The organism is Citrobacter sp. RHBSTW-00671 (assembly GCF_014103415.1).
Taxonomy (GTDB): Bacteria; Pseudomonadota; Gammaproteobacteria; order Enterobacterales; family Enterobacteriaceae; genus Citrobacter.
The window spans coordinates 4219816-4243705 of the sequence record NZ_JABXPR010000001.1 but is presented as its reverse complement, the minus strand read 5'-3'; the positions used below and the strand labels follow the sequence as shown (position 1 = coordinate 4243705).

Annotated in this window: 22 protein-coding genes and 1 other annotated feature; of the genes, 12 read left to right on the top strand and 10 right to left on the bottom strand. The window is 51.9% G+C overall.

Going from position 1 to position 23890, the window contains the following annotated elements; all coding sequences use genetic code 11:
- Window position 1 precedes the first annotated feature (1 nt).
- Window positions 2–142, top strand: a complete 141-nt coding sequence (ykgO, locus tag HV261_RS20405) for a type B 50S ribosomal protein L36 (protein WP_005125190.1) — start codon at window positions 2–4, stop codon at window positions 140–142.
- 77 nt (window positions 143–219) lie between these two features.
- Here ykgO and HV261_RS20400 read toward each other — a convergent pair whose 3' ends face one another.
- The 6 genes from HV261_RS20400 to acrA all read right to left on the bottom strand — a co-directional run bounded on the left by HV261_RS20400 (window position 220) and on the right by acrA (window position 7021).
- A complete protein-coding gene (locus HV261_RS20400; RefSeq protein WP_202039287.1) occupies window positions 220–690 on the bottom strand; it encodes a YlaC family protein in 471 nt (156 codons plus the stop codon).
- Between the two features lie 116 nt (window positions 691–806).
- On the bottom strand, window positions 807–1358 hold the full coding sequence (gene maa, locus HV261_RS20395; RefSeq protein WP_202039286.1) for a maltose O-acetyltransferase: 552 nt from the start codon (window positions 1356–1358) through the stop codon (window positions 807–809).
- Between the two features lie 188 nt (window positions 1359–1546).
- Window positions 1547–1765, bottom strand: coding sequence for a hemolysin expression-modulating protein Hha (gene hha, locus HV261_RS20390; protein ID WP_002892050.1), 219 nt, complete (start codon window positions 1763–1765; stop codon window positions 1547–1549).
- A gap of 27 nt (window positions 1766–1792) precedes the next feature.
- Window positions 1793–2167 carry an Hha toxicity modulator TomB gene (tomB, locus tag HV261_RS20385; RefSeq protein ID WP_003021733.1) on the bottom strand — a complete coding sequence of 125 codons (375 nt, stop codon included), beginning with the start codon at window positions 2165–2167 and terminating at the stop codon, window positions 1793–1795.
- A 488-nt stretch (window positions 2168–2655) separates the two neighbouring features.
- Window positions 2656–5805, bottom strand: a complete 3150-nt coding sequence (gene acrB, locus HV261_RS20380; RefSeq protein ID WP_137384610.1) for an efflux RND transporter permease AcrB — start codon at window positions 5803–5805, stop codon at window positions 2656–2658.
- Window positions 5806–5827: 22 nt separating this feature from the next.
- Entirely contained in the window at window positions 5828–7021 is a 1194-nt protein-coding gene (acrA, locus tag HV261_RS20375) for a multidrug efflux RND transporter periplasmic adaptor subunit AcrA (protein ID WP_048212410.1), read from the bottom strand.
- Window positions 7022–7162: 141 nt separating this feature from the next.
- Here acrA and acrR point away from each other — a divergent pair, with 141 nt between their 5' ends.
- Both acrR and mscK read left to right on the top strand, forming a co-directional pair.
- Window positions 7163–7813: a multidrug efflux transporter transcriptional repressor AcrR gene (gene acrR / locus HV261_RS20370; protein ID WP_202039285.1), complete on the top strand. Its 651-nt coding sequence runs from the start codon at window positions 7163–7165 to the stop codon at window positions 7811–7813.
- Between the two features lie 127 nt (window positions 7814–7940).
- On the top strand, window positions 7941–11306 hold the full coding sequence (mscK, locus tag HV261_RS20365; protein WP_202039284.1) for a mechanosensitive channel MscK: 3366 nt from the start codon (window positions 7941–7943) through the stop codon (window positions 11304–11306).
- A 39-nt stretch (window positions 11307–11345) separates the two neighbouring features.
- Here mscK and HV261_RS20360 read toward each other — a convergent pair whose 3' ends face one another.
- The 3 genes from HV261_RS20360 to priC form a co-directional block, all read right to left on the bottom strand.
- Window positions 11346–12281 carry an Rpn family recombination-promoting nuclease/putative transposase gene (locus HV261_RS20360; RefSeq protein ID WP_202039283.1) on the bottom strand — a complete coding sequence of 312 codons (936 nt, stop codon included), beginning with the start codon at window positions 12279–12281 and terminating at the stop codon, window positions 11346–11348.
- 69 nt (window positions 12282–12350) lie between these two features.
- Window positions 12351–12518, bottom strand: a complete 168-nt coding sequence (gene rsmS / locus HV261_RS20355; protein WP_202039282.1) for a pleiotropic regulatory protein RsmS — start codon at window positions 12516–12518, stop codon at window positions 12351–12353.
- 14 nt (window positions 12519–12532) lie between these two features.
- Entirely contained in the window at window positions 12533–13060 is a 528-nt protein-coding gene (priC, locus tag HV261_RS20350) for a primosomal replication protein N'' (RefSeq protein WP_202039281.1), read from the bottom strand.
- Between the two features lie 69 nt (window positions 13061–13129).
- Here priC and HV261_RS20345 point away from each other — a divergent pair, with 69 nt between their 5' ends.
- The 8 genes from HV261_RS20345 (at window position 13130) to hemH (ending at window position 21450) form a co-directional block, all read left to right on the top strand.
- Window positions 13130–13507 (top strand): DUF454 family protein, encoded by a 378-nt coding sequence (locus HV261_RS20345; RefSeq protein ID WP_202039280.1) that lies wholly within the window; start codon window positions 13130–13132, stop codon window positions 13505–13507.
- 277 nt (window positions 13508–13784) lie between these two features.
- A complete protein-coding gene (gene apt / locus HV261_RS20340) occupies window positions 13785–14336 on the top strand; it encodes an adenine phosphoribosyltransferase (RefSeq protein WP_202039279.1) in 552 nt (183 codons plus the stop codon).
- A 210-nt stretch (window positions 14337–14546) separates the two neighbouring features.
- Window positions 14547–16472: a DNA polymerase III subunit gamma/tau gene (dnaX, locus tag HV261_RS20335; protein WP_202039278.1), complete on the top strand. Its 1926-nt coding sequence runs from the start codon at window positions 14547–14549 to the stop codon at window positions 16470–16472.
- Window positions 15805–15869 (top strand) — a sequence feature (DnaX frameshifting element). (Overlaps the previous gene by 65 nt.)
- Before the next feature lie 57 nt (window positions 16473–16529).
- Complete coding sequence (locus tag HV261_RS20330; RefSeq protein WP_003021764.1) at window positions 16530–16859, top strand: YbaB/EbfC family nucleoid-associated protein; 330 nt, start codon at window positions 16530–16532, stop codon at window positions 16857–16859.
- Window positions 16859–17464, top strand: coding sequence for a recombination mediator RecR (recR, locus tag HV261_RS20325; protein WP_079938353.1), 606 nt, complete (start codon window positions 16859–16861; stop codon window positions 17462–17464). The genes HV261_RS20330 and recR overlap by 1 nt, the downstream gene beginning before the upstream one ends.
- A gap of 110 nt (window positions 17465–17574) precedes the next feature.
- Complete coding sequence (gene htpG, locus HV261_RS20320) at window positions 17575–19449, top strand: molecular chaperone HtpG (RefSeq protein WP_137384604.1); 1875 nt, start codon at window positions 17575–17577, stop codon at window positions 19447–19449.
- 230 nt (window positions 19450–19679) lie between these two features.
- Window positions 19680–20324 carry an adenylate kinase gene (gene adk / locus HV261_RS20315; RefSeq protein WP_003021773.1) on the top strand — a complete coding sequence of 215 codons (645 nt, stop codon included), beginning with the start codon at window positions 19680–19682 and terminating at the stop codon, window positions 20322–20324.
- A 163-nt stretch (window positions 20325–20487) separates the two neighbouring features.
- A complete protein-coding gene (gene hemH, locus HV261_RS20310) occupies window positions 20488–21450 on the top strand; it encodes a ferrochelatase (RefSeq protein WP_202039277.1) in 963 nt (320 codons plus the stop codon).
- Here hemH and aes read toward each other — a convergent pair.
- Window positions 21447–22406 (bottom strand): acetyl esterase, encoded by a 960-nt coding sequence (gene aes, locus HV261_RS20305; RefSeq protein WP_202039276.1) that lies wholly within the window; start codon window positions 22404–22406, stop codon window positions 21447–21449. The genes hemH and aes overlap by 4 nt on opposite strands.
- A gap of 153 nt (window positions 22407–22559) precedes the next feature.
- On the opposite strand from aes, the gene gsk reads away from it, so the two are divergent.
- Window positions 22560–23864, top strand: a complete 1305-nt coding sequence (gsk, locus tag HV261_RS20300; RefSeq protein ID WP_202039275.1) for an inosine/guanosine kinase — start codon at window positions 22560–22562, stop codon at window positions 23862–23864.
- The last annotated feature ends 26 nt before the right edge of the window (window positions 23865–23890 follow it).

The following is a 23890-nucleotide window of genomic DNA, read 5'->3' as shown; positions in this document are numbered from 1 at the left end:
GATGCAGGTACTCAATTCACTTCGCAGCGCCAAACAGCGGCACCCTGACTGCCAGATAGTCAAACGCAAAGGGCGTTTGTACGTCATCTGCAAAACGAATCCGCGGTTTAAAGCGGTACAGGGCCGTAAAAAAAGACGTTAGTCACTTTGCCAGCATTACAGGGACTGAAGTGCGTTCCCCTCGGGGGACGCACTTTTTTTGTTTGTGACAGGGCGTGATTACTGACTGGCCTGCGCGCGGGTGAGTGTGAAGACATCATAAAATGACAGTTCGCCTTTCCGCGTTATCATTTTTTGCAGTTGGGCCTTATGCTCACTGTCGACGTGGGGAGAGTGCAGGATAGTGTCGATGAGCGAGGGTGGCACAAAGCGCGTGTTGTACCATTCACCGTTATAGCAGACTCTGAAATCCAGTACATCAATGTCTTCAAAGCGGTAACGCGGCGCAACATCAAAAAAGAAAAAGGCATTGAGTAAGGCGAACAGTACAACCAACAGCCATACCGAATCGACCAGCGTTTCTGATTGCAGCATTACTGCCAGCGTGGCAAAAAACGCAACATACATGCCGATAAATAGCCCTGGATGTTTACGAATAAAGCTGATGCCAAAGCGCGGTTTGTTGTCGCGCTTTTCGCGAATATTTAAGTCGTCGATGGTTTCGGTAAGCAGGCGTTGTATTTCTGTCATCTCTTGCCTTCGTGAAATCTGCAATAGTCAGGAGGGATCGGCCCATTTTAAAAGGGGATACTGTCTGAGAAAAGTAACAGATTAACCACAATTTAGCATAACAGTTACATATCAGATCACAGTGTTTTGATGATCCGTGCCGGATTGCCTCCGACGACGGTGTTTGCCGGAACGCTTTTAGTCACCACTGCACCTGACGCCACAACCACGTTGTCGCCCAGTGTTACACCCGGATTAATGACTGCTCGCCCTCCGATCCAGACATTATTCCCGATAGTTACAGGTTTCCCTAGTTCAACCCCGCTGTTGCGTTCGTTAGCGTCCAGTGGATGAGTTGCCGTATAGATATGGACTCCCGGTGCCAGCATACAGTTATCACCGATGTGGATTGGGCAGACATCAAGCATGACGCAGTCGAAGTTGGCGTAAAACGCTTTGCCGAGATAAATGTTATACCCGTAGTCGCAACGAAAAGAGGGCTCAATGTAAGCGTCTTCGCTTTGACCCAACAGATCGCGCAAGATAGCCTGACGTTCACTCTGCGCATCGGGTGCGGTGGCATTGTATCGGTGGATGAGTTGGCGTGCGCGGAGACGGTCGTTGCGCAACGTTTCATCTGCCGGGCGATACAATTCGCCGGCGATCATCTTTTTCTTCTCTTCACTCATTACGAACTTTCCCGTTTACTGGTAGGCAGTCACAGTACAGTAAAACGCAATGCAGGGAAGGGGAACGTTCCCGCTTTCTCGCTGTGATCGCAATCACGTGATTTGAATTAAATAATGGTTGTTGGTACGGGAAATGGTCAGTCAGACAAACAAATGTTTCGCGATACCTGACTTAACCTCATGAGCAATTAACGAATAAATTTCCAAACAGATGTTGGGATCTTGTCGTAGAGCTTATTCATGGTCAATTCAGCAAGACGATGATCGGCGGCTGAGTAAAATACAGCCAGTTCATTGTCAGATAATTCATATTTATTTTTCTCAATAACACGTTCAAGCGTGTCAATTGTTTGACAGCGTCGCAGGCGCATCAAATAATCTGTTTTAGTTAATGGTTTATCGGACATAACTCTTACCTATGATTGTAATAATTTTTAACAAGACAAACTGACAGGATTAGCCCTGGTGGCATTGACAAAACAGCGAAACAGTCGATTACCTGACTTCCGCCATTTCTGTAGATCCTGCGTATTAATACCATAACTACTGAACAACATAAAAGTGTCATCCAGGTATTCATCAATCTGCGCGATCAGCTTATTGTCCTCATTGTACTTAATTTTATAATTAAGTGCGAAGGTTGCAATATGCTCTATCAGTTCATTGAGCTGCAAGCTGGTTGCAGAGGTAGGGTCATTGACCCAACCATGGTTGCTTTGTTCAAGGTTTGCAAGACAGTCATGATACAGGGTTTCGCAGAGAAATTTAAGCTGCGCGATATCATGTCTTTTCGGTGAGTATTCATCCATAACGCATCCCCTTCTTAGTGGTTTAGACTAACCGAACACCTTTCGGGATGGATACAACAAACGACCTGGAACTTGCCCGCGACTCCTGATGATTTAACTATAATCTACTCTAAAAAAGATTTCATCGTCATATCACGAAAAATTACAATTATGTAAAATTATGATGCAGTCCCGTTTTTACATTTTAACAGATGAATGCCGGTATTCGAAATGGAACAACTTCGTTATTCTCGGCCAATCATCACGTTATCTCGTTTAGGTTTAGTAACGAAAGGCGACAACCGACTCTGTGAACGAAAACCAGGAATAGTCTTAATATTTATTTAGGTAAATAAGGGTTCGTGACGTTTTTTAAGAATAGCCTCTAAGCTCATAAGGATTATATCGCTTATTTAAACCAGAGAAAATAAACGAAATCGCAATAAGCGCTTTTTATGATTTTTTTCCAGAAAAAAGGCCGCTTGCGCGGCCTTATCTTTAGGAATGTATCAATGATGCTCAACTGAGTGGCTATGTTCAACATCTTCGTTCTTGCGGCTAAAGCGGCGGCGGACCACCACAAAGAACACCGGAACAAAGAAGATAGCCAATACGGTTGCTGTGACCATCCCGCCCATTACGCCAGTACCGACGGCGTTCTGCGCGCCACTACCAGCACCGGAGCTGATAACCAGCGGCATTACGCCGAGGATAAAGGCTAACGATGTCATCAGAATCGGACGTAAACGCATACGAACCGCGTCCAGCGTCGCTTCTACCAGGCCTTTACCTTCTTTATCCATCAAGTCTTTGGCGAATTCGACGATCAATATCGCGTTCTTCGCCGACAACCCAATGGTTGTGAGCAGGCCCACCTGGAAGTAAACGTCGTTGGTCAAACCACGGAACGTTGCTGCCAGCAGCGCACCGATAACCCCCAGTGGAACGACCAGCATAACGGAGAACGGAATTGACCAGCTCTCGTACAATGCCGCCAGGCACAGGAAGACGACGATCAGTGAAATCGCATACAGGGCAGGAGCCTGGTTACCGGACAGTCGTTCCTGGTAGGACATGCCCGTCCAGTCATAGCCAATACCGGATGGCAGTTTGCTGGCCAGTTGCTCCATCATTGCCATCGCTTCACCGGTACTTTTACCCGGTGCGGCCTGGCCCAGGATTTCCATGGATGGCAGACCATTATAGCGTTCCAGACGCGGTGAACCATATTCCCAACGCGAGGAAGAGAACGCAGAGAACGGCACCATTTGTCCATCGCTACCGCGGACATACCAGTTTCCAATATCTTCCGGCAACATACGGTATTTGGCTTCAGACATGACGTAAACTTTCTTCACACGACCACGGTCGATGAAGTCGTTCACGTAGCTTCCGCCCCATGCTGCGCCCAGCGTTGTATTAATGTCACTAATGGAAACACCCAGAGCCTGCGCTTTTTCCTGATCGATATCGATCTTGAATTGCGGAGTATCTTCCAGACCGTTAGGACGTACGCCCACCAATAGATCAGGATGTTTCGCGACTTCACCAAACAACTGGTTACGCGCCTGAGTCAATTTTTCATGGCCCAGACCGGCCTGGTCAATCAACTGGAAGTCGAAGCCCGTCGCGGTGCCCAGTTCTACGATTGCTGGCAGGTTAAAGGCGAATACCATGGCGTCTTTAATCTGCGAGAACGCCCCCATCGCACGCTGAGTAATCGCTTCTACCTTGTTCTCTTCACCTGGACGTTCACTCCAGTCTTTCAGAGAGACGAATGCGATACCGGTGTTCTGACCACGACCAGCAAAGCCGAAGCCGTTAACCGCAAACACCGATTCAACGTTCGCTTTTTCTTTGGTCAGGTAGTAATCCGTCACTTCGTCCAGCACTTTCTGGGTACGCTCTTGCGTTGCACCCGCTGGCAGCTGAGCCATGGTCAGGAATACACCCTGGTCTTCATCTGGCAGGAAGGAGCTTGGCAGGCGCACAAACAGATAGGCCATGCCGACGACGATGATCAGATACAGCGCCAGGTAACGACCGGTGCTGCGTAGAATACCGCCTACGCTATCGGTGTAGTGGTGCGTGCTCTTATCGAACATGCGGTTGAACCAACCGAAGAAGCCCGTTTTGCCTTCGCCATGATCGCCTTTAGCAATCGGTTTAAGCATGGTTGCACACAGGGCTGGGGTCAGAATCAACGCCACCAGTACAGACAACGCCATTGCGGAAACAATGGTGATGGAGAACTGACGGTAAATCGCACCGGTAGACCCCCCGAAGAAGGCCATTGGGATAAATACCGCTGACAGTACCATCGCGATACCCACCAATGCGCCCTGAATCTGGCCCATTGATTTACGCGTTGCTTCTTTCGGCGGTAGCCCTTCTTCGGCCATGACACGTTCAACGTTCTCGACCACCACGATGGCATCATCCACCAACAGGCCGATGGCGAGCACCATCCCGAACATCGTTAGCGTGTTTATCGAGAAGCCGAAAATCGCCAGCACAGCAAAAGTACCCAACAAGACGACCGGGACGGCGATGGTCGGAATCAACGTCGCGCGGAAGTTCTGCAGGAACAGATACATAACCAGGAACACGAGGATGATTGCTTCCGCCAGCGTCTTCACAACTTCGTGAATAGAGATTTTCACGAACGGTGTTGTGTCATACGGATAAACAATTTTCAGGCCTGATGGGAAGAACGGTTCCATCTTCACCAGTTCAGCACGGATAGCCGCTGCGGTATCCAGGGCGTTCGCACCGGTAGCCAGTTTGATACCCAGACCAGACGCAGGCTTGCCGTTGAACTTCGCAATGATGTCGTAGTTTTCACCACCCAGTTCAATCTTCGCTACATCGCGCAGACGAACCTGGGAGCCATCCTGGTTCACTTTCAGCAGAATTTTGCCGAATTCGTCGGTGGAGGTCAGACGCGTCTGAGCAATGATAGAGGCGTTCAGTTGCTGGCCTTTCACGGGTGGCGTACCACCAAGCTGGCCGGCTGCAACCTGGGCGTTCTGTGCTTTAATCGCGGAAATCACATCTACCGGCGTAAGCTGGTATTTGTTCAGTTCGGTTGGGTCCATCCAGATACGCATCGCGTACTGTGAACCGAACAGCTGCACGTCACCGACGCCTGAAGTACGGCTGATGGTGTCTTTCATGTTAGCGGCGACGTAATCCGAGATATCTTCCTGCGTCATGGTGCCATCGGTGTTGATAACACCAACAACCATCAGGAAGCTGCTGGATGACTTCTCAACGCTAACCCCTTGCTGCTGTACTTCCTGAGGCAGCAACGGCATGGCCAGCTGCAGTTTGTTCTGCACCTGTACCTGCGCGATATCTGCATCAGTACCGGACTGGAAGGTTAAGGTGATCTGCACGGTACCCGTGGAGTCACTGTTTGAGGACATGTACATCAGGTTATCGATACCGTTCATATTCTGTTCGATAACCTGCGTAACAGTATCCTGTACTGTTTTGGCATCAGCGCCAGGGTAGGTCGCGGAGATCGTCACTGCCGGAGGTGCAATAGTAGGATATTGCGCTACCGGCAATTTGAGGATCGCGAGCCCCCCTGCCAACATGATGATAATGGCGATCACCCACGCAAATATGGGGCGATCGATAAAGAAATTAGGCATGTCTTAACGGCTCCTGTTTAAGTTAAGACTTGGACTGTTCAGGCTGGCTACCGCTTGCGGCTGGCTGGTTATTATCCGCGGTGACTTCCTGCGCTTTAACCTGAGCGCCAGGACGAACTTTCTGCAGCCCACTTACAATCACACGGTCGCCCGGCTTAAGTCCTTCAGTGACTAACCATTTGTCGCCAATTGCTTGTGCTGCCACAATTTGACGCGTTTCAACTTTGTCATCAGCACCGATAACCAATGCACTGGCATCGCCACGCGGTGTGCGGGTAACGCCTTGCTGTGGAACCAGTAACGCCGTTGGGTTTGTCCCTTCTTCCAAACGCGCACGGACGAACATACCCGGCAGTAAGGTGTGATCCGGGTTCGGGAAGATTGCGCGTAACGTAATTGACCCAGTAGTTTGATCAACCGTCACATCCGAAAACTCCAGCGTACCGGACTGCGGGAATTTAATACCGTCGCTGGTGACCAGTTCGACTTTCGCTTTACCGTTCTCTTGTTTCAGCGTGCCATTGGCCAACTCTTGTTTCAGGCGCAGGAAATCGTTACTTGACTGCGTCACATCGACATAGATGGGATCCAACTGCTGAACGGTCGCCAGTGCGGTCGCCTGACCGTTTTGCACCAGTGCACCTTCAGTAACGGATGACTTACCAATGCGGCCGCTGATTGGCGACGTGACTTTGGTATAGGCCAGATTGATACGTGCGGTTTCTACCGCGGCTTTCGCAGCGACAACAGCAGCGTTCGCCTGTTGTGCATCTGCCTGCGCGCTATCGTAGTCCTGTTGACTGATGTACTTCGTACCTAACAGTTTCTGATAACGTTTAACCGTCAACTGAGCGATATTTGCCGCTGCTTGTGCTTTGGCCAGATCGCCTTTCGCACTTTCGTACGCGGCCTGGTAAGTAGCAGGATCAATCTGATAGAGAGACACACCCGCTTCAATGTCGCCGCCTTCGGTAAAGTTACGCTTCAGGATAATACCGCTGACCTGAGGGCGAACTTCCGCAATGCGAAAAGCACTGGTGCGACCTGGGAGCTCAGTTGTGATCTGTAGAGGTTCAGTTTTGAGCGTCACAACTCCAACTTCTGGCATCTGCTGGCCCCCTTGTTGGGCCTGTTTGTCGTCACATCCTGTTAGCGCTAAGCTGCCTGAGAGCATCAGAACGACTGCCAGAGGCGTTAACCCTCTGTTTTTGTTCATATGTAAACCTCGAGTGTCCGATTTCAAATTGATCAATGGCTTAAAGCCCATAAACCCATTGCTGCGTTTATATTATCGTCGTGCTATGGTACATACATTCACAAATGTATGTAAATCTAACGCCTGTAAATTCACTGACATATGGCACGAAAAACCAAACAACAAGCACAGGAAACACGGCAGCACATTCTGGATGTTGCCCTGCGTTTGTTTTCGCAGCAAGGGGTATCATCCACCTCGCTTGCGGAGATCGCAAAAGCCGCTGGTGTAACTCGCGGCGCTATCTATTGGCATTTCAAAAACAAGTCGGATTTATTCAGTGAAATCTGGGAGCTAGCAAAACCTAACATTGATGAGTTAGAAACTGAGTATCAGGCAAAATTCCCCGACGATCCACTATCAGTATTAAGAGAAATATTAGTTTACGTTCTTGAAGCGACTGTGACTGAAGAACGCCGACGTTTATTGATGGAGATTATATTCCACAAATGCGAATTTGTCGGGGAAATAGCAACAGTTCAACTGGTTCAACGCAGCCTGTGTCTTGAAAACTATGACCGGATCGAACAAACGCTGCGACACTGTATGGCTGCAAACATGTTGCCAGAGAATCTGAATACGCGCCGTGTGGCAGTGCTACTGCGGAGTTATATCTCCGGGATCATTGAGAACTGGTTATTTGCGCCCGAATCGTTTGATTTGCGAAAAGAGGCGCGCGACTACGTTGCGGTGCTACTGGAGATGTGTCTGCTTTGTCCGACACTGCGTGTGAAGGTCGCAGAGGCGAGCTAACTTTCGGACCTAATACCAGGAATTCTCCTGGAGGGTTTCCCTCCTGCTATTCTGTCCGTCACAGCCGTGATATTCTTGCCGCTTGACTATTTTCGGTCACTTTCCCGGTTCAGAAACGTTCATTCTCATGACTATGTTGCAGCTCTATAAACGTTCACAGCATCTTATTGCTATAAGCATTCTTTTCTTCATTCTACTGCTGTCCAGCCAGTCATCAGCATTTGCGCGGGCGCAACAGAATGGTGAACTGCCGACAAAAGCGGATATTCAGAGCCAGTTGGATACGCTGAATAAACAAAAAGATCTTTCCGCGCAGGACAAACTGGTTCAGCAGGATCTCATCGATACTATTGCCACACTGGATAAAATAGATCGCGTAAAAGATGAGACCGTACAGCTTCGTCAGAAAGTGGCTCAAGCGCCGGAGAAAATGCGCCAGGCAACGGATGCGTTGAATTCACTCAGCGATGTCGATAATGACGATGAAACGCGAAAAACGCTGAGCACGCTCTCTTTGCGCCAGCTTGAATCTCGTGTCGCCCAGGTGCTGGACGATCTGCAAAGCGCGCAAAACGACCTTGCAGCCTACAACAGTCAGTTGGTTTCGCTGCAAACGCAGCCAGAGCGTGTGCAAAATGCGATGTACACCGCATCACAGCAAATGCAGCAAATCCGTAATCGCCTGGATGGGACTAATGTGGGTGAGGCGGCATTACGCCCCAGCCAACAGGTGTTGCTGCAGGCGCAGCAAGCGTTGCTGAGCGCGCAGATCGATCAACAGCGTAAGAGTCTGGAAGGCAACACGGTTTTGCAGGATACCTTGCAGAAACAGCGTGATTATGTAACGGCGAATACGAATCGTCTTGAACATCAGCTTCAGTTGCTGCAGGAAGCGGTGAACAGCAAACGTCTGACGCTAACCGAAAAGACGGCGCAGGAAGCGGTAACACCAGACGAAGCGGCACGTATCCAGACCAACCCGCTAGTTAAACAAGAACTTGATATTAACCATCAGCTCAGTCAGCGTCTGATATCTGCCACCGAAAACGGCAACGCGCTGATGCAGCAAAACATTAAAGTCAAAAACTGGCTTGATCGTGCGCTGCAATCCGAACGCAATATTAAAGAACAAATCGCCGTGCTGAAAGGCAGCCTGCTGTTGTCACGTATTCTGTACCAGCAGCAGCAAACGCTGCCGTCGGCAGATGAACTTGCCGATATGACCAACCGTATTGCCGACTTACGTCTGGAGCAATTTGAGGTCAACCAGCAGCGTGATGCGCTATTCCAGAATGATGCGTTTGTCGCCAAACTAGAAGAAGGGCACAGCAATGAAGTGAATGGCGAAGTCCATGATGCCCTGCTGCAGGTTGTGGATATGCGTCGTGAACTGTTGGACCAGTTGAATAAGCAGTTGGGTAACCAATTGATGATGGCCATTAACCTGCAAATTAATCAACAGCAGTTAATGAGCGTATCGAAAAACCTGAAAGGGATCCTCACGCAGCAAATCTTCTGGGTAAACAGTAACCGCCCGATGGACTGGGACTGGATAAAGGCGTTCCCGCAAACGCTTAAAGACCAGTTTAAGTCGATGAAAATTACCGTGAACTGGGAAAAAGCCTGGCCGGCGGTATTCATTGCGTTCCTGGCCGGTCTGCCGTTGCTGCTTATTGCCGGGCTTATCCGCTGGCGCCTGAAATGGCTGAAAGAATATCAGGCAAAACTCGCCGCCGCGGTGGGTAACCTGCGTAATGACAGCCAGCTTAATACGCCAAAAGCGATACTGATTGATTTGATCAGAGCCTTACCTGCATGTCTGATAATTCTCGCCGTAGGCTTGATCCTGCTGACGATGCAATTAAACGTCAGCGATCTGCTGTGGGCATTCAGTAAGAAGATGACCGTTTTCTGGCTGGTGTTTGGTCTGTGCTGGAAGGTACTGGAAAAAGATGGCGTGGCGATACGTCATTTTGGCATGCCAGCGAAACAGACCAGCCACTGGCGTCGCCAGATTGTGCGTATTAGCCTTGCGCTGTTGCCGCTTAACTTCTGGTCGGTTATTGCTGAACTGTCGCCGCTTAATCTGATGGACGATGTATTAGGGCAAGTCGTTATTTTCTTCAACCTGCTGCTGATCGCCTTCCTGGTGTGGCCAATGTGCCGTGAAAGCTGGCGTGACAAAGAGTCGCACGGTCTGCGTCTGGTCACTATCACCGTACTGTCTATTATCCCGATTGCGTTGATGGTGCTGACGGCGACCGGTTATTTCTATACCACGCTGCGCCTGTCCGGCCGTTGGATTGAAACGGTTTATCTGGTTATTGTCTGGAACCTGCTATACCAGACGGTGCTGCGTGGGTTGAGCGTGGCGGCACGACGCATTGCCTGGCGGCGTGCGTTAGCGCGTCGTCAGAATCTGGTAAAAGAAGGGGCCGAAGGCGCAGAACCGCAGGAAGAACCGACTATCGCTCTGGAGCAGGTAAACCAGCAAACGCTGCGTATTACGATGCTGTTGATGGTGGCTCTGTTTGGTGTTCTGTTCTGGGCAATTTGGTCCGATCTGATCACCGTGTTTAGTTATCTCGACAGCATTACGCTTTGGCATTACAACGGTACTGAAGCGGGAGCAGCGGTGGTGAAAGATGTCACCATGGGCAGTTTGCTGTTTGCCATTATTGCCTCGATGGTGGCGTGGGCGTTGATCCGCAACTTACCAGGTCTGCTCGAAGTGCTGGTGCTGTCGCGACTCAAAATGCGCCAGGGCGCATCGTATGCCATCACCACGATCCTCAATTACGCGATTATCGCTATCGGGGCAATGACAGTCTTCGGATCGCTCGGCGTATCGTGGGACAAACTCCAGTGGCTGGCAGCGGCCCTGTCGGTTGGTCTGGGTTTTGGCTTACAGGAAATCTTCGGTAACTTCGTCTCGGGCCTGATTATTCTGTTTGAACGTCCGGTACGTATTGGCGATACGGTTACCATTGGTACGTTCTCCGGTACGGTCAGCAAGATCCGTATTCGTGCCACAACGATTACCGACTTCGATCGTAAAGAGGTCATTATCCCGAATAAGGCGTTTGTGACGGAGCGTCTGATCAACTGGTCACTGTCCGATACCACCACACGTTTGGTTATTCGTATTGGTGTGGCTTATGGTTCAGATCTGGATAAAGTGAAGAAAGTGCTGCTGCAGGCGGCAACGGAACATCCGAAAGTGATGCATGATCCTGAACCCGCAGTGTTCTTTACGGCTTTCGGCGCCAGCACGCTGGATCATGAACTGCGTTTATACGTTCGCGAACTGCGGGATCGCAGCCACACGGTCGATGAACTGAACCGCGCAGTTGATCGTTTATGTCGTGAAAACAATATTGATATCGCCTTTAACCAACTCGAAGTGCACCTGCATAATGCCAAAGGCGACACAGTGACAGAGGTTAAGCGTGACATCATCAAAGGCGACGATCCGACGCCTTCAGTAGGTTAAGTTGCAATCAGGGCGGCAAATATGCCGCCCTGATTGCATTTAGTGCGTCAGCGCGACCAGTTCTTCCTGCGTCAGGCCCGTAAGGTGCGTAATCAGATCCGGTTCCAGACCGCGGGCGAGCATTTTTTGTGCGATATTACGCGCTTCAACCTGCCGACCTTCTTCTAACCCTTTTTCCAGACCTTTTTCCAGACCTTGCTGCATGCCTTCTGCTCTACCTTTTTCTTCCAACCATTCGGCAATTGTCATCAGCTGTTCCTTGTACTGTGGCGCACTCTGCGCCAGTTGGCGGACAAGTACGCCGGGTTCCGTGGTATTTCCTGCTTTAAGCATGTAATTAATCAAAACGTCGATTTGATATTCTGTCAGATGCTCTTGCGTTAAGAGCGTAATAAGTTGATCCAATAATTCGCTCAGATCCCGTCGACGAATATGTTTTTGCAGGAGTTCCAGCATCGCTACCCGTTGATGCTGCAGGATCTGATTATCTGGCATTACGGTCAGGTCTACCAGTGCAAATTCATTGCCATAAAGCGCTTGCGCAAGCTTTGGCTCGCTAAACAGGTGATGCCAGTTAAGGGTATAGGGCCACGGACTTTCCGTGCCATGGTAAAACAGGACAGGGACAACCAGAGGTAGCGTTTTATGCCCGGCGTTAAGGTGATGCTGCATGGCGGCAATAGCGTAGCGCATCAGGCGAAAGGCCATGAATTTATCGGGTTTGCTCTGATGTTCAATCAGCGCGTAAACGTAGCCGAGTCCATGTTTTGTTTGCAGGGAATAGAGGATATCTGAATAGCAGGTGCGTAAATCGTCCTCAATAAAGCTGCCTGATTCCAGCGTTAATGTCGCCATATCGCATATATTGAGAAATGCTTCAGGCAAATGGATTTGCAAAAAATCTCGGGCGACCTCTTTTTGCGTCAGCATTTGCCGAAAGACTGCATCGTGCGGTGTGGTGGGGAGTCGTTCCATGATCGGTCCGTTATCGTCGTGATGTTGCGACGACTCTGACACCGAAGCCAATGGCAGACCAGAGGGCAATTAACCAGTTTGCGAGGTGTCTTCCGCAGTTTTAAGCTTGTTTTCATAATCACGCATAACGATCTCCAGCGCGCGTAGCACTGTGCGCGCTGGTAGCTGATTCTCCTCAAGCAAAACAATCAAATCGACGGCCAGTTTGACGTCGTCCGGGGCGTTTTCAAGGGACATAAATTCTCCGGTGATTAGCGGGTTAAACGTGCCAGCACGTTGTCAATTCTTGCCAGCGCATGACGGCAGCGTGCCAGTCGTGCTTCGAACGCCTCGACTTCTCGGTGCAGCTTTTGCTGCTCCTCAAACCCCGAGGCCTGAGCTAATCGCTCTTTACGGTCACGTGTCATCTCAACCAGACGCCGTTCAAATTCCTGATGCTGAACGCGTTTACGTTGCCAGCGGGCAAGACCCGGCGAGGCGCTGTCCCACTCGCGGAGCGACCAGGTGGCGGATTCGCGTGAAATCGCCTCTAATTGTGAGGCAAGATGCTCAGCAAGCCAGGCAATTTGCGGCAATTGTTGCTGCTCAACGGCACGACGCAGGGCGGCAAGATTATCGCCAGCTTCATCCAGGCAAGCCTGCAACAGCGTGCTGCGAGTACGAAAAAGATGACGATCGAAACGGGCGCTGAGCGTTGCGTGATGAACTAAAGGCGCACATTGCTGGCGCAGGCTGTTAAGTTGACTTTCGAGCTTCTGTAGTAGCATGACGGTTTTCACGACAACACTCCGATGAAAATGAGAACTGTTATGCTAAAGTAGCGATTCTCTGTGTAAAGTACTCATATTATGCAACGCATTATTCTAATCATCATTGGCTGGATAGCGGTAGTGTTAGGCACGTTGGGCGTTGTATTGCCACTGCTGCCGACCACGCCATTTATCCTGCTGGCCGCCTGGTGTTTTGCTCGTTCATCGCCTCGCTTTCATGCCTGGCTGCTTTATCGTTCGTGGTTCGGCGGTTATTTGCGCCACTGGCAAAAACACCGCGCGATGCCGCCGGGAGCCAAACCTCGCGCTATTTTATTGATCGTGCTGACATTTAGCGTTTCGTTGTGGTTCGTGACTATGTTGTGGGTTCGCGCGCTGTTGCTGGTGATTCTCGCCTGTTTGCTGATTTTTATGTGGCGAATCCCGGTGGTTGATGAAAAGCAACAAAAGCACTGAAGCACAATAATCGCTGTTGCAATTGTCTCTCACAGCCAGTAAATTCGACCGTTTTCGAGCACAGGCGCAGGTGGGCAAAGGTTAAGCAAATGTAACCCTGGCCCTTAATATAGACACAAAATCATTCAAGGTACGTCGAGGCGGCAACTGAATGAATCCCCGGAGCTTACATCAGTAAGTGACTGGGATGAATGAAGGCAGCCAACAAAGAGGTAGCTTGAAGGATGAAGTGTATAGTGCGCCGTGAAGTAATACTGTATTAATCAGGCACAAACTTATGACCGCGACTGCACAGCAGCTTGAGTTTCTCAAAAATAGCATCAAAAGCATCCACGACTACCCGAAACCGGGCATTCTTTTCCGTGATGTCACCAGTTTGCTGGAAGACCCGAAAGCGTACGCGCTCAGCATCGAATTGCTGGTTGAGCGTTACAAAAATGCCGGTATTACCAAAGTGGTCGGCACTGAAGCGCGTGGCTTCCTGTTTGGCGCACCGGTCGCGTTGGGTCTGGGCGTCGGGTTCGTTCCCGTGCGTAAACCGCGTAAGCTTCCGCGTGAAGTCATTGCTGAGAGCTATGAGCTGGAATACGGCACCGATCAGCTGGAAATCCACGTTGATGCCATCAACCCGGGCGACAAAGTTCTGGTCGTCGACGACCTGCTGGCAACCGGTGGCACGATTGAAGCAACCGTGAAGCTGATCCGTCGTCTGGGCGGCGAAGTGACCGATGCTGCTTTCATCATTAATCTGTTCGATCTGGGTGGCGAACAGCGCCTGGAAAAACAGGGGCTGACCTGTTACAGCCTGGTCCCATTCCCGGGCCACTAAGTTCGGACTCTCTTTTTTGCTATTCTGGCTCCGGTCAGTGCTCAAAATCCTCACGTACTGCGTGTACGTTCCGGTTTCTGCGCGCTGCCCGAAACCAAACTGGCTGTAACGATAACGCCCGAATATAACGTGTCAACCTCGCCGTCGCTGCGAGGTTGTGTTAGCATTACCCCCTTGTGAATCCACCCTCCAGCCTTTCAGAGCCTGCCAATGAGTTATCAGGTCTTAGCCCGAAAATGGCGCCCACAAACCTTTGCTGACGTCGTCGGCCAGGAACATGTGCTGACGGCACTGGCGAACGGCTTGTCGTTAGGGCGTATTCATCATGCATATCTTTTTTCCGGTACCCGTGGCGTCGGAAAAACCTCTATCGCCCGTTTGTTGGCGAAGGGACTGAACTGTGAAACCGGCATCACGGCCACGCCTTGTGGTGTATGTGATAACTGTCGTGAAATCGAGCAGGGGCGTTTTGTCGATCTGATTGAGATCGATGCTGCGTCGCGCACCAAAGTCGAAGACACCCGCGATCTGCTGGATAACGTCCAGTATGCGCCAGCGCGTGGTCGCTTTAAGGTCTATCTGATCGATGAAGTGCACATGCTGTCGCGCCACAGTTTTAACGCCTTGCTGAAAACGCTCGAAGAGCCGCCCGCGCACGTTAAGTTCCTGCTGGCGACTACCGATCCGCAGAAGCTACCGGTGACTATCCTGTCACGTTGTCTGCAATTCCACCTGAAGGCGTTGGATGTTGAGCAGATTCGTCATCAGCTTGAGCATATCCTCAAAGAAGAGCATATCGCTCATGAGCCTCGTGCGCTGCAGTTGCTGGCTCGCGCCGCGGACGGCAGCCTGCGCGATGCGCTGAGTCTGACCGATCAGGCGATCGCCAGCGGCGATGGTCAGGTCTCGACCGACGCGGTCAGCACCATGCTCGGCACGCTGGACGACGATCAGGCGCTGTCGCTCGTTGAGGCGGTTGTTGCTGCAGATGGTGAGCGCGTTATGACGCTGCTGCACGACGCCGCCGCACGCGGTATTGAATGGGAAGCGTTGCTGGTTGAAATGTCGGCCTTGCTGCATCGTATTGCGATGGTACAGCTTTCACCCGCCGCGCTTGGCAGTGATATGGCCGCAATTGAGCAGCGTTTACGCGAACTGGCGCGGACCGTGCCTCCGACCGATGTACAGCTTTACTACCAGACGTTGTTAATTGGGCGCAAAGAACTGCCGTATGCGCCGGACAGGCGAATGGGTGTCGAAATGACGCTGCTGCGTGCGCTGGCTTTTCATCCGCGCCAGCCGCTCCCGGAGCCTGAAGTACCGCGACAGTCGTTTGCTCCGGCCGCCCCCACCGCGGTGCTGACCCCGACGCAGGTCCCACCGCAACAGTCTGCACCGGTGCATCATGATGTGCCGTTATCTGACGCTACCAGCCAGGTGCTGGCGGCACGTAGTCAGTTGCAGCGCGCTCAGGGAGCGACCAAAGCAAAAAAGAGTGAACCGGCAGCCGCTTCCCGCGCGCGGCCGGTGAATAATGCTGCGCTGGAAAGACTGGCTTCGGTGTCTGAACGTGTTCAGGCGCGCCCTGCGGTCTCTGCGCTGGAAAAAGCGCCGGCGAAAAAAGAAGCCTACCGCTGGAAAGCGACCAATCCGGTTGTAGAAGTCAAAGAAGTCGTCGCCACGCCGAAAGCGCTGAAAAAAGCGCTGGAGCACGAAAAAACGCCAGAGCTGGCCGCTAAGCTTGCGGCTGAAGCCATTGAGCGCGACCCGTGGGCTGCGCAGGTGAGTCAGCTTTCATTGCCCAAACTGGTGGAGCAGGTAGCGCTGAACGCCTGGAAAGAAGAAAATGGCAATGTGGTTTGCCTGCATCTGCGTTCTACGCAGCGCCATCTTAATTCCAGCGGCGCGCAGCAAAAACTGGCCGAAGCATTGAGTACCTTAACGGGGTCAACGGTTGAATTGACCATCGTTGAAGATGATAATCCTGCGGTGCGTACGCCGCTGGAATGGCGTCAGGCCATTTACGAAGAGAAACTCGCGCAGGCGCGTGAGTCGATTATTGCGGATAATAACATTCAGACGCTGCGTCGTTTTTTCGACGCGGAGCTGGACGAAGAGAGTATTCGCCCCATTTGATCGTGAGCCTAATGGTTTGACGGTCGTCATCCCTTAACGTGATTGAGAGAGAAGCCTATGTTTGGTAAAGGCGGTCTGGGTAACCTGATGAAACAGGCCCAGCAGATGCAAGAAAAAATGCAGCAGATGCAAGAAGAAGTCGCCAAGCTGGAAGTCACCGGTGAATCTGGCGCAGGTCTGGTGAAAGTGACCATCAACGGCGCGCATAACTGCCGTCGTGTGGAGATCGATCCAAGCCTGCTGGAAGACGACAAAGAGATGCTGGAAGACCTGGTCGCTGCAGCATTTAACGATGCGGCACGTCGCATTGAAGAAACGCAGAAAGAGAAAATGGCCTCTGTTTCCTCCGGTATGCAGCTGCCACCTGGCTTTAAGATGCCGTTCTGATGCAAACCAGCCCGCTGTTAACTCAGCTGATGGAAGCACTGCGCTGTCTGCCGGGCGTTGGCCCGAAGTCGGCGCAGCGCATGGCGTTCACGCTCCTGCAGCGCGATCGCAGCGGCGGGATGCGTCTGGCGCAGGCGTTAACGAAAGCGATGTCGGAAATCGGCCACTGTGCCGATTGCCGCACCTTCACGGAGCAAGACGTCTGCAACATCTGTTCAAACCCGCGTCGCCAGGAAAATGGTCAGATTTGCGTGGTGGAGAGTCCGGCGGACATCTACGCCATTGAGCAAACCGGGCAGTTTTCCGGACGTTACTTTGTGCTGATGGGACACCTGTCGCCGCTGGATGGCATCGGGCCTGATGATATCGGACTCGATCGCCTGGAGCAGCGACTGGCGTCTGAACACATCAACGAACTGATCCTGGCGACCAATCCCACGGTCGAAGGAGAGGCAACCGCTAACTATATTGCTGAGCTTTGTATGCAATATGGCGTTGAAGCCAGCCGTATCGCTCATGGCGTACCGGTAGGCGGCGAGCTGGAAATGGTCGACGGTACGACACTGTCGCACTCTCTGGCAGGACGGCACAAGATTAAATTCTGAACAAACGGAGGCCGCGACGGCGGCTTCCGCTTGAAATCCTACCCGCTTGTCCCCATTTCACCCTCAACGTGTTTTTACCATTAAAAATGGCATTGTTGAGGTAGATCTACATGAAAGGACAAGAAACTCGTGGTTTTCAGTCAGAAGTAAAACAGCTTCTGCACCTGATGATCCATTCTCTGTATTCCAATAAAGAAATCTTCCTGCGTGAGCTTATCTCTAACGCCTCGGATGCGGCAGACAAGCTGCGTTTCCGCGCCCTGTCTAATCCGGACCTGTATGAAGGTGATGGTGAGCTGCGTGTACGTGTTTCCTTCGATAAAGATAAGCGTACGTTGACCATTGCTGATAACGGCGTGGGGATGAACCGTGATGACGTTATCGATCATCTGGGGACCATTGCGAAATCCGGTACCAAATCTTTCCTCGAATCCATGGGCTCCGATCAGGCGAAAGACAGCCAGTTGATCGGCCAGTTCGGGGTAGGCTTCTACTCCGCATTTATTGTGGCGGATAAAGTCACTGTGCGTACCCGTGCTGCGGGTGATAAGCCTGAAAACGGTGTGTTCTGGGAATCTGCGGGCGAAGGTGAATACACCGTTGCCGACATTACCAAAGAAGACCGCGGTACCGAAATCACTCTGCATCTGCGCGAAGGCGAAGACGAGTTCCTGGATGACTGGCGCGTGCGTTCCATCATCAGCAAATATTCCGACCATATTGCGCTGCCGGTAGAGATCGAAAAATCCGAAGAGAAAGACGGCGAGACCGTGGTTTCCTGGGAAAAGATCAACAAGGCGCAGGCGCTGTGGACCCGTAACAAGTCGGAAATCAAAGACGACGAGTACAACGAATTCTACAAGCACATCGCCCACGACTTCACTGACCCGCTGACCTGGAGCCACAACCGTGTGGAAGGTAAGCAGGAGTACACCAGCCTGCTGTACATCCCGTCCCAGGCTCCGTGGGATATGTGGAACCGCGATCACAAGCATGGTCTGAAACTGTACGTCCAGCGCGTGTTCATCATGGACGACGCCGAGCAGTTCATGCCGAACTATCTGCGCTTTGTCCGCGGTCTGATAGATTCCAACGATCTGCCGCTGAACGTGTCTCGTGAGATCCTGCAGGACAGCACCGTCACCCGTAACCTGCGCAGCGCGCTGACCAAACGCGTATTGCAGATGCTGGAAAAACTGGCGAAAGACGATGCGGAAAAATACCAGACCTTCTGGAAGCAGTTCGGCCTGGTGCTGAAAGAAGGCCCGGCTGAAGATCACGCCAACCAGGAAACTATCGCTAAGCTGATGCGCTTCGCGTCTACGCACACTGACTCCTCCGCACAGACCGTGTCGCTGGAAGACTACGTGTCGCGGATGAAAGAAGGGCAGGAGAAAATCTACTACATCACCGCAGACAGCTATGCGGCAGCGAAGAGCAGCCCGCACCTGGAACTGCTGCGTAAGAAAGGCATCGAAGTGCTGCTGCTTTCTGACCGCATCGATGAGTGGATGATGAACTACCTGACCGAGTTCGACGGTAAGGCATTCCAGTCTGTAGCCAAAGCTGACGAGTCTATCGACAAGCTGGCAGATGACGTTGATGACTCGGCAAAAGAAGCGGAAAAAGCGCTGACGCCGTTCGTTGAGCGCGTGAAAACCCTGCTGGGCGACCGTGTGAAAGAAGTGCGTCTAACCCACCGTCTGACCGATACGCCAGCGATTGTCACCACTGACGCAGACGAAATGAGCACCCAGATGGCGAAGCTGTTTGCCGCTGCGGGCCAGGCTGTGCCGGAAGTGAAATATATCTTTGAACTGAACCCGGACCACGTGTTGGTAAAACGCACGGCGGATACTCAGGACGAAGCGCAGTTCAAAGAATGGGTTGAGCTGCTGCTGGATCAGGCGCTGTTTGCTGAGCGCGGCACGCTGGAAGACCCGAACCAGTTCATCCGTCGTATGAACCAGTTGCTGGTGTCCTGATACCCGCAATGTGATGCCGGATGGCGCTAACGCTTATCCGGCCTACACTCTCGTCAATCTCATGCCGGATACGCTGTTTACACCGCGATCCGGCATTTGCTCGCCTTATTTTTAATTTTCCCACCGTTAACCGTTTCAGCGCCGGGCGTCTTTCTTGAGCCAATTGCGTGATGGTGGTATCGTTTAGCGCTTTTTAAAAAATATCGACAACCTTTAAGGGGATTTTCGTAATGCGTATCATTCTGCTTGGCGCTCCGGGCGCGGGTAAAGGAACTCAGGCTCAGTTCATCATGGAGAAGTATGGTATTCCGCAAATCTCCACCGGTGATATGCTGCGTGCCGCCGTGAAATCTGGCTCCGAGCTGGGCAAACAAGCGAAAGACATCATGGACGCCGGTAAGCTGGTGACTGATGAGCTGGTGATCGCGCTGGTAAAAGAGCGTATTGCTCAGGAAGACTGCCGCAATGGTTTCCTGCTTGATGGCTTCCCGCGTACTATTCCGCAGGCAGACGCCATGAAAGAAGCGGGCATCAACGTGGACTACGTTCTGGAGTTTGACGTACCTGACGAACTGATCGTTGACCGTATCGTGGGTCGTCGCGTACACGCTGCTTCTGGCCGCGTTTACCACATCAAATTCAACCCGCCTAAGGTTGAAGGTAAAGACGACGTGACTGGCGAAGAGCTGACCACCCGTAAAGACGATCAGGAAGAGACCGTACGTAAGCGCCTGGTGGAATACCATCAGATGACTGCTCCGCTGATCGGCTACTACTCTAAAGAAGCGCAGGCGGGTAACACCAAATACGCGAAAGTTGACGGCACCCAGGCCGTGGCTGACGTGCGCGCAGCGCTGGAAAAAATCCTCGGTTAATTTTTTCGCGTAATAAACCGCTTATCAGGCCTGCCATTATCTTGTAGGCCTGATAAGCGCAGCGCCATCAGGCATATTCTCGTCTTACCTCTCACAGCAATTAGTTCTTCTTCCCCGCTTTTCCGCTACAATTATCAACAATTTGAATCGATAAGAGGCGGTAATGCGTCAGACGAAAACCGGTATCCTGCTGGCAAACCTCGGCACTCCCGATGCCCCAACCCCCGAAGCTGTTAAACGTTACCTGCGCCAGTTTTTAAGCGATACCCGCGTAGTTGATACGTCCCGTCTACTGTGGTGGCCGTTGCTGCGTGGTGTGATCCTGCCGCTGCGTGCGCCGCGTGTGGCAAAGCTGTACCAGTCAATCTGGATGGAGGAGGGTTCTCCACTGATGGTTTACAGTCGTGCGCAGCAGCAGGCACTGGCGGAGCGTTTACCCGATACGCCCGTCGCACTGGGAATGAGCTACGGTTCGCCATCGCTCGAAAGCGCGGTTGATGAATTGCTGGCAAGCGGTGTTGACCACATTGTGGTGTTAACGCTGTACCCGCAATACTCCTGTTCGACGGTAGCGGCAGTCTGGGACGAGCTGGCGCGTATCCTGGCGCGTAAGCGCGGTATTCCTGGGGTTTCCTTTATCCGTGATTACGCGGATGACAACAGCTATATTGATGCGCTGGCCAAAAGCGCCCGCGATTCATTTGCTCAACATGGTGAACCCGATTTACTGCTGCTTTCCTATCACGGTATTCCACAACGCTATGCTGATGAAGGCGACGATTATCCGCAGCGCTGCCGTGATACCACCCGTGAGCTGGTCTCTGCGCTTGGCCTGGCCCCGGAAAAAGTGATGATGACCTTTCAGTCACGCTTTGGCCGTGAGCCGTGGCTGACGCCATATACTGACGAAACGTTAAAAATGCTGGCGGAAAAAGGGACCGGACATATCCAGGTGATGTGCCCAGGCTTTGCGGCCGATTGTCTCGAAACGCTGGAAGAGATAGCGGTACAAAACCGGGAGATTTTCCTCGAGGCTGGCGGTAAGCAATATGAGTATATTCCGGCGCTGAATGCCGCGCCGGAGCATATCGAAATGATGGTGAAACTGACCGAAGCCTACCGCTAAAGCTGTTGCTTAAAGAAACGTGCGCCATCCTGCAGAGCCTCATCGGCGGTTTTCATCATCCGCGAATAATGCAGGAAGGCGTGCAGCATGCCGGGGTACATTTGATACTGACAGGTCTGCTGATGTGCCTGCAGCGTCTGGAAAAGTAACCGGCTGTCATCAATCAACGGATCGAACTCGGCGCTGGCGATAAAGCAGGGCGGCACATCGTGTGTAAGATCGTTATTAAACAGACAATAATACGGCGACTCACGATCGTCGGCGTTACGCAGATAGGCGTTTTCGTACATCTGCAAATCCTCTCGTCCTAAGCCATCCCACGCTCCGCCCATCAGTCGGCGGCTAAGTGAATCCTGCAGACCGTACAGCCCATACCACAACAGCACCCCAGCCACCTTACCGCAGATAATGCGTTTATCCCGCAACCACAGCGCACTGGCGAGCGCCAGCATGGCGCCTGCAGAATCGCCGGCAAAACCAATATGTTTCACATTGAGAGAATAGTCGTCGGCGTGGTGATGAAAATACTGGCAGACGGCGACAGTCTCTTCGATGGCCTGCGGGAAGCGCGCTTCTGGCGACAGCGAGTAGTCGATGCCAATAACTGTGCACTGCGTGTAGTGCGCCAGTAGACGCATAATGCGATCGTGCGTATCCAGATTACCGAGAATAAAGCCGCCGCCGTGTAAATAATAAAGCGTGGCCTGGCTGTGGGGCTGCGGTGAATAAATACGTGTGTTAACAGAGCCATAGCGGGTGGAAACCGCGCACGTCTGGGTACTCATTTGCGGTGCATCAGCATTCCAGAATTGCCGTTCATGTATGTAGTACTTTCGTTGGGCCACGAAGTCATCGGCAGCGGGCCACGGGGGGAGATCGTCGCGATGAAAATTCACCACGCTTTTCATTTCATCTGAAATTTTGTCGAGTACGGGGATCTTGTTATCCGGCTTCATAAAACGCTCCTTGTGGACGATGATTTATTGTAGAAACTAAGACCGGATAAACTGCGATCCCGCCGTCCGATATTGAAACTTAGCGCCGCATCGCATGCATATCAGGTAATGTGCTACCATGCATCGCTCAGTTAACCAGCCATATAATCGACCATGAAATTTCCCGGTAAACGTAAATCCAAACACTATTTCCCCGTCAGCGCGCGCGATCCGTTGCTGCAACAAATTCAGCCTGAAAATGAGACCAGCGCAGCCTGGGTTGTCGGTATCGACCAGACGCTGGTGGATATTGAAGCCAAAGTGGATGATGATTTTGTAAAACGTTATGGATTAAGCGCCGGGCACTCTCTGGTGATTGAAGATGATGTTGCGGAAGCGCTCTACCAGGAGCTGGTACGCGAAAACCTGATCACCCATCAGTTTGCAGGTGGCACCATCGGTAACACCATGCATAACTACTCCGTGCTGGCTGATGACCGCTCGGTACTGTTGGGTGTGATGTGCAGCAACATCGAAATTGGTAGCTACGCGTATCGCTATTTATGCAACACCTCCAGCCGCACCGATTTGAACTATCTACAGGGGGTAGATGGCCCGATTGGCCGCTGCTTTACGCTGATTGGTGAATCCGGCGAGCGCACATTTGCCATCAGCCCCGGTCACATGAACCAGTTGCGTGCGGAGAGCATCCCTGAATCGGTGATTGCCGGGGCTTCCGCGCTGGTGCTGACCTCCTATCTGGTACGCTGTAAGCCGGGCGAACCGATGCCGGAAGCGACCATGAAGGCGATTGAATTTGCCAAAAAGCACAACGTCCCGGTGGTACTGACATTGGGGACCAAATTCGTTATTGCAGATAACCCTCAGTGGTGGCAGGAATTTCTGAAAGAGAATGTCTCTATTCTGGCGATGAACGAAGAAGAAGCCGAAGCGCTGACCGGTGAAAACGATCCGCTGCTGGCGTCAGATAAAGCGCTGGATTGGGTGGATTTAGTCTTGTGTACTGCCGGGCCGGTGGGGCTGTATATGGCTGGCTTTACTGAAGAAGAGGCGAAACGCAAAACTCAGCATCCGTTGCTGCCAGGCGCTATTGCTGAATTCAACCAGTACGAATTCAGCCGCGCAATGCGCCATAAAGACTGTATGAATCCGCTGCGTGTATATTCACATATCGCGCCATATATGGGCGGGCCGGAAAAAATCATGAACACCAACGGCGCGGGTGACGGCGCATTGGCTGCATTGCTGCATGATATTACCGCCAACAGCTATCACCGCGGCAATGTGCCCAACTCCAGCAAGCACAAATATACCTGGCTGACTTATTCATCTTTAGCCCAGGTGTGTAAATATGCCAACCGCGTGAGTTATCAGGTGCTGAACCAGCATTCACCGCGTCTGACGCGGGGTTTGCCGGAGCGTGAAGACAGTCTCGAAGAGTCGTACTGGGACCGTTAAATCTTGCACATGCCGGATAAGCAGCG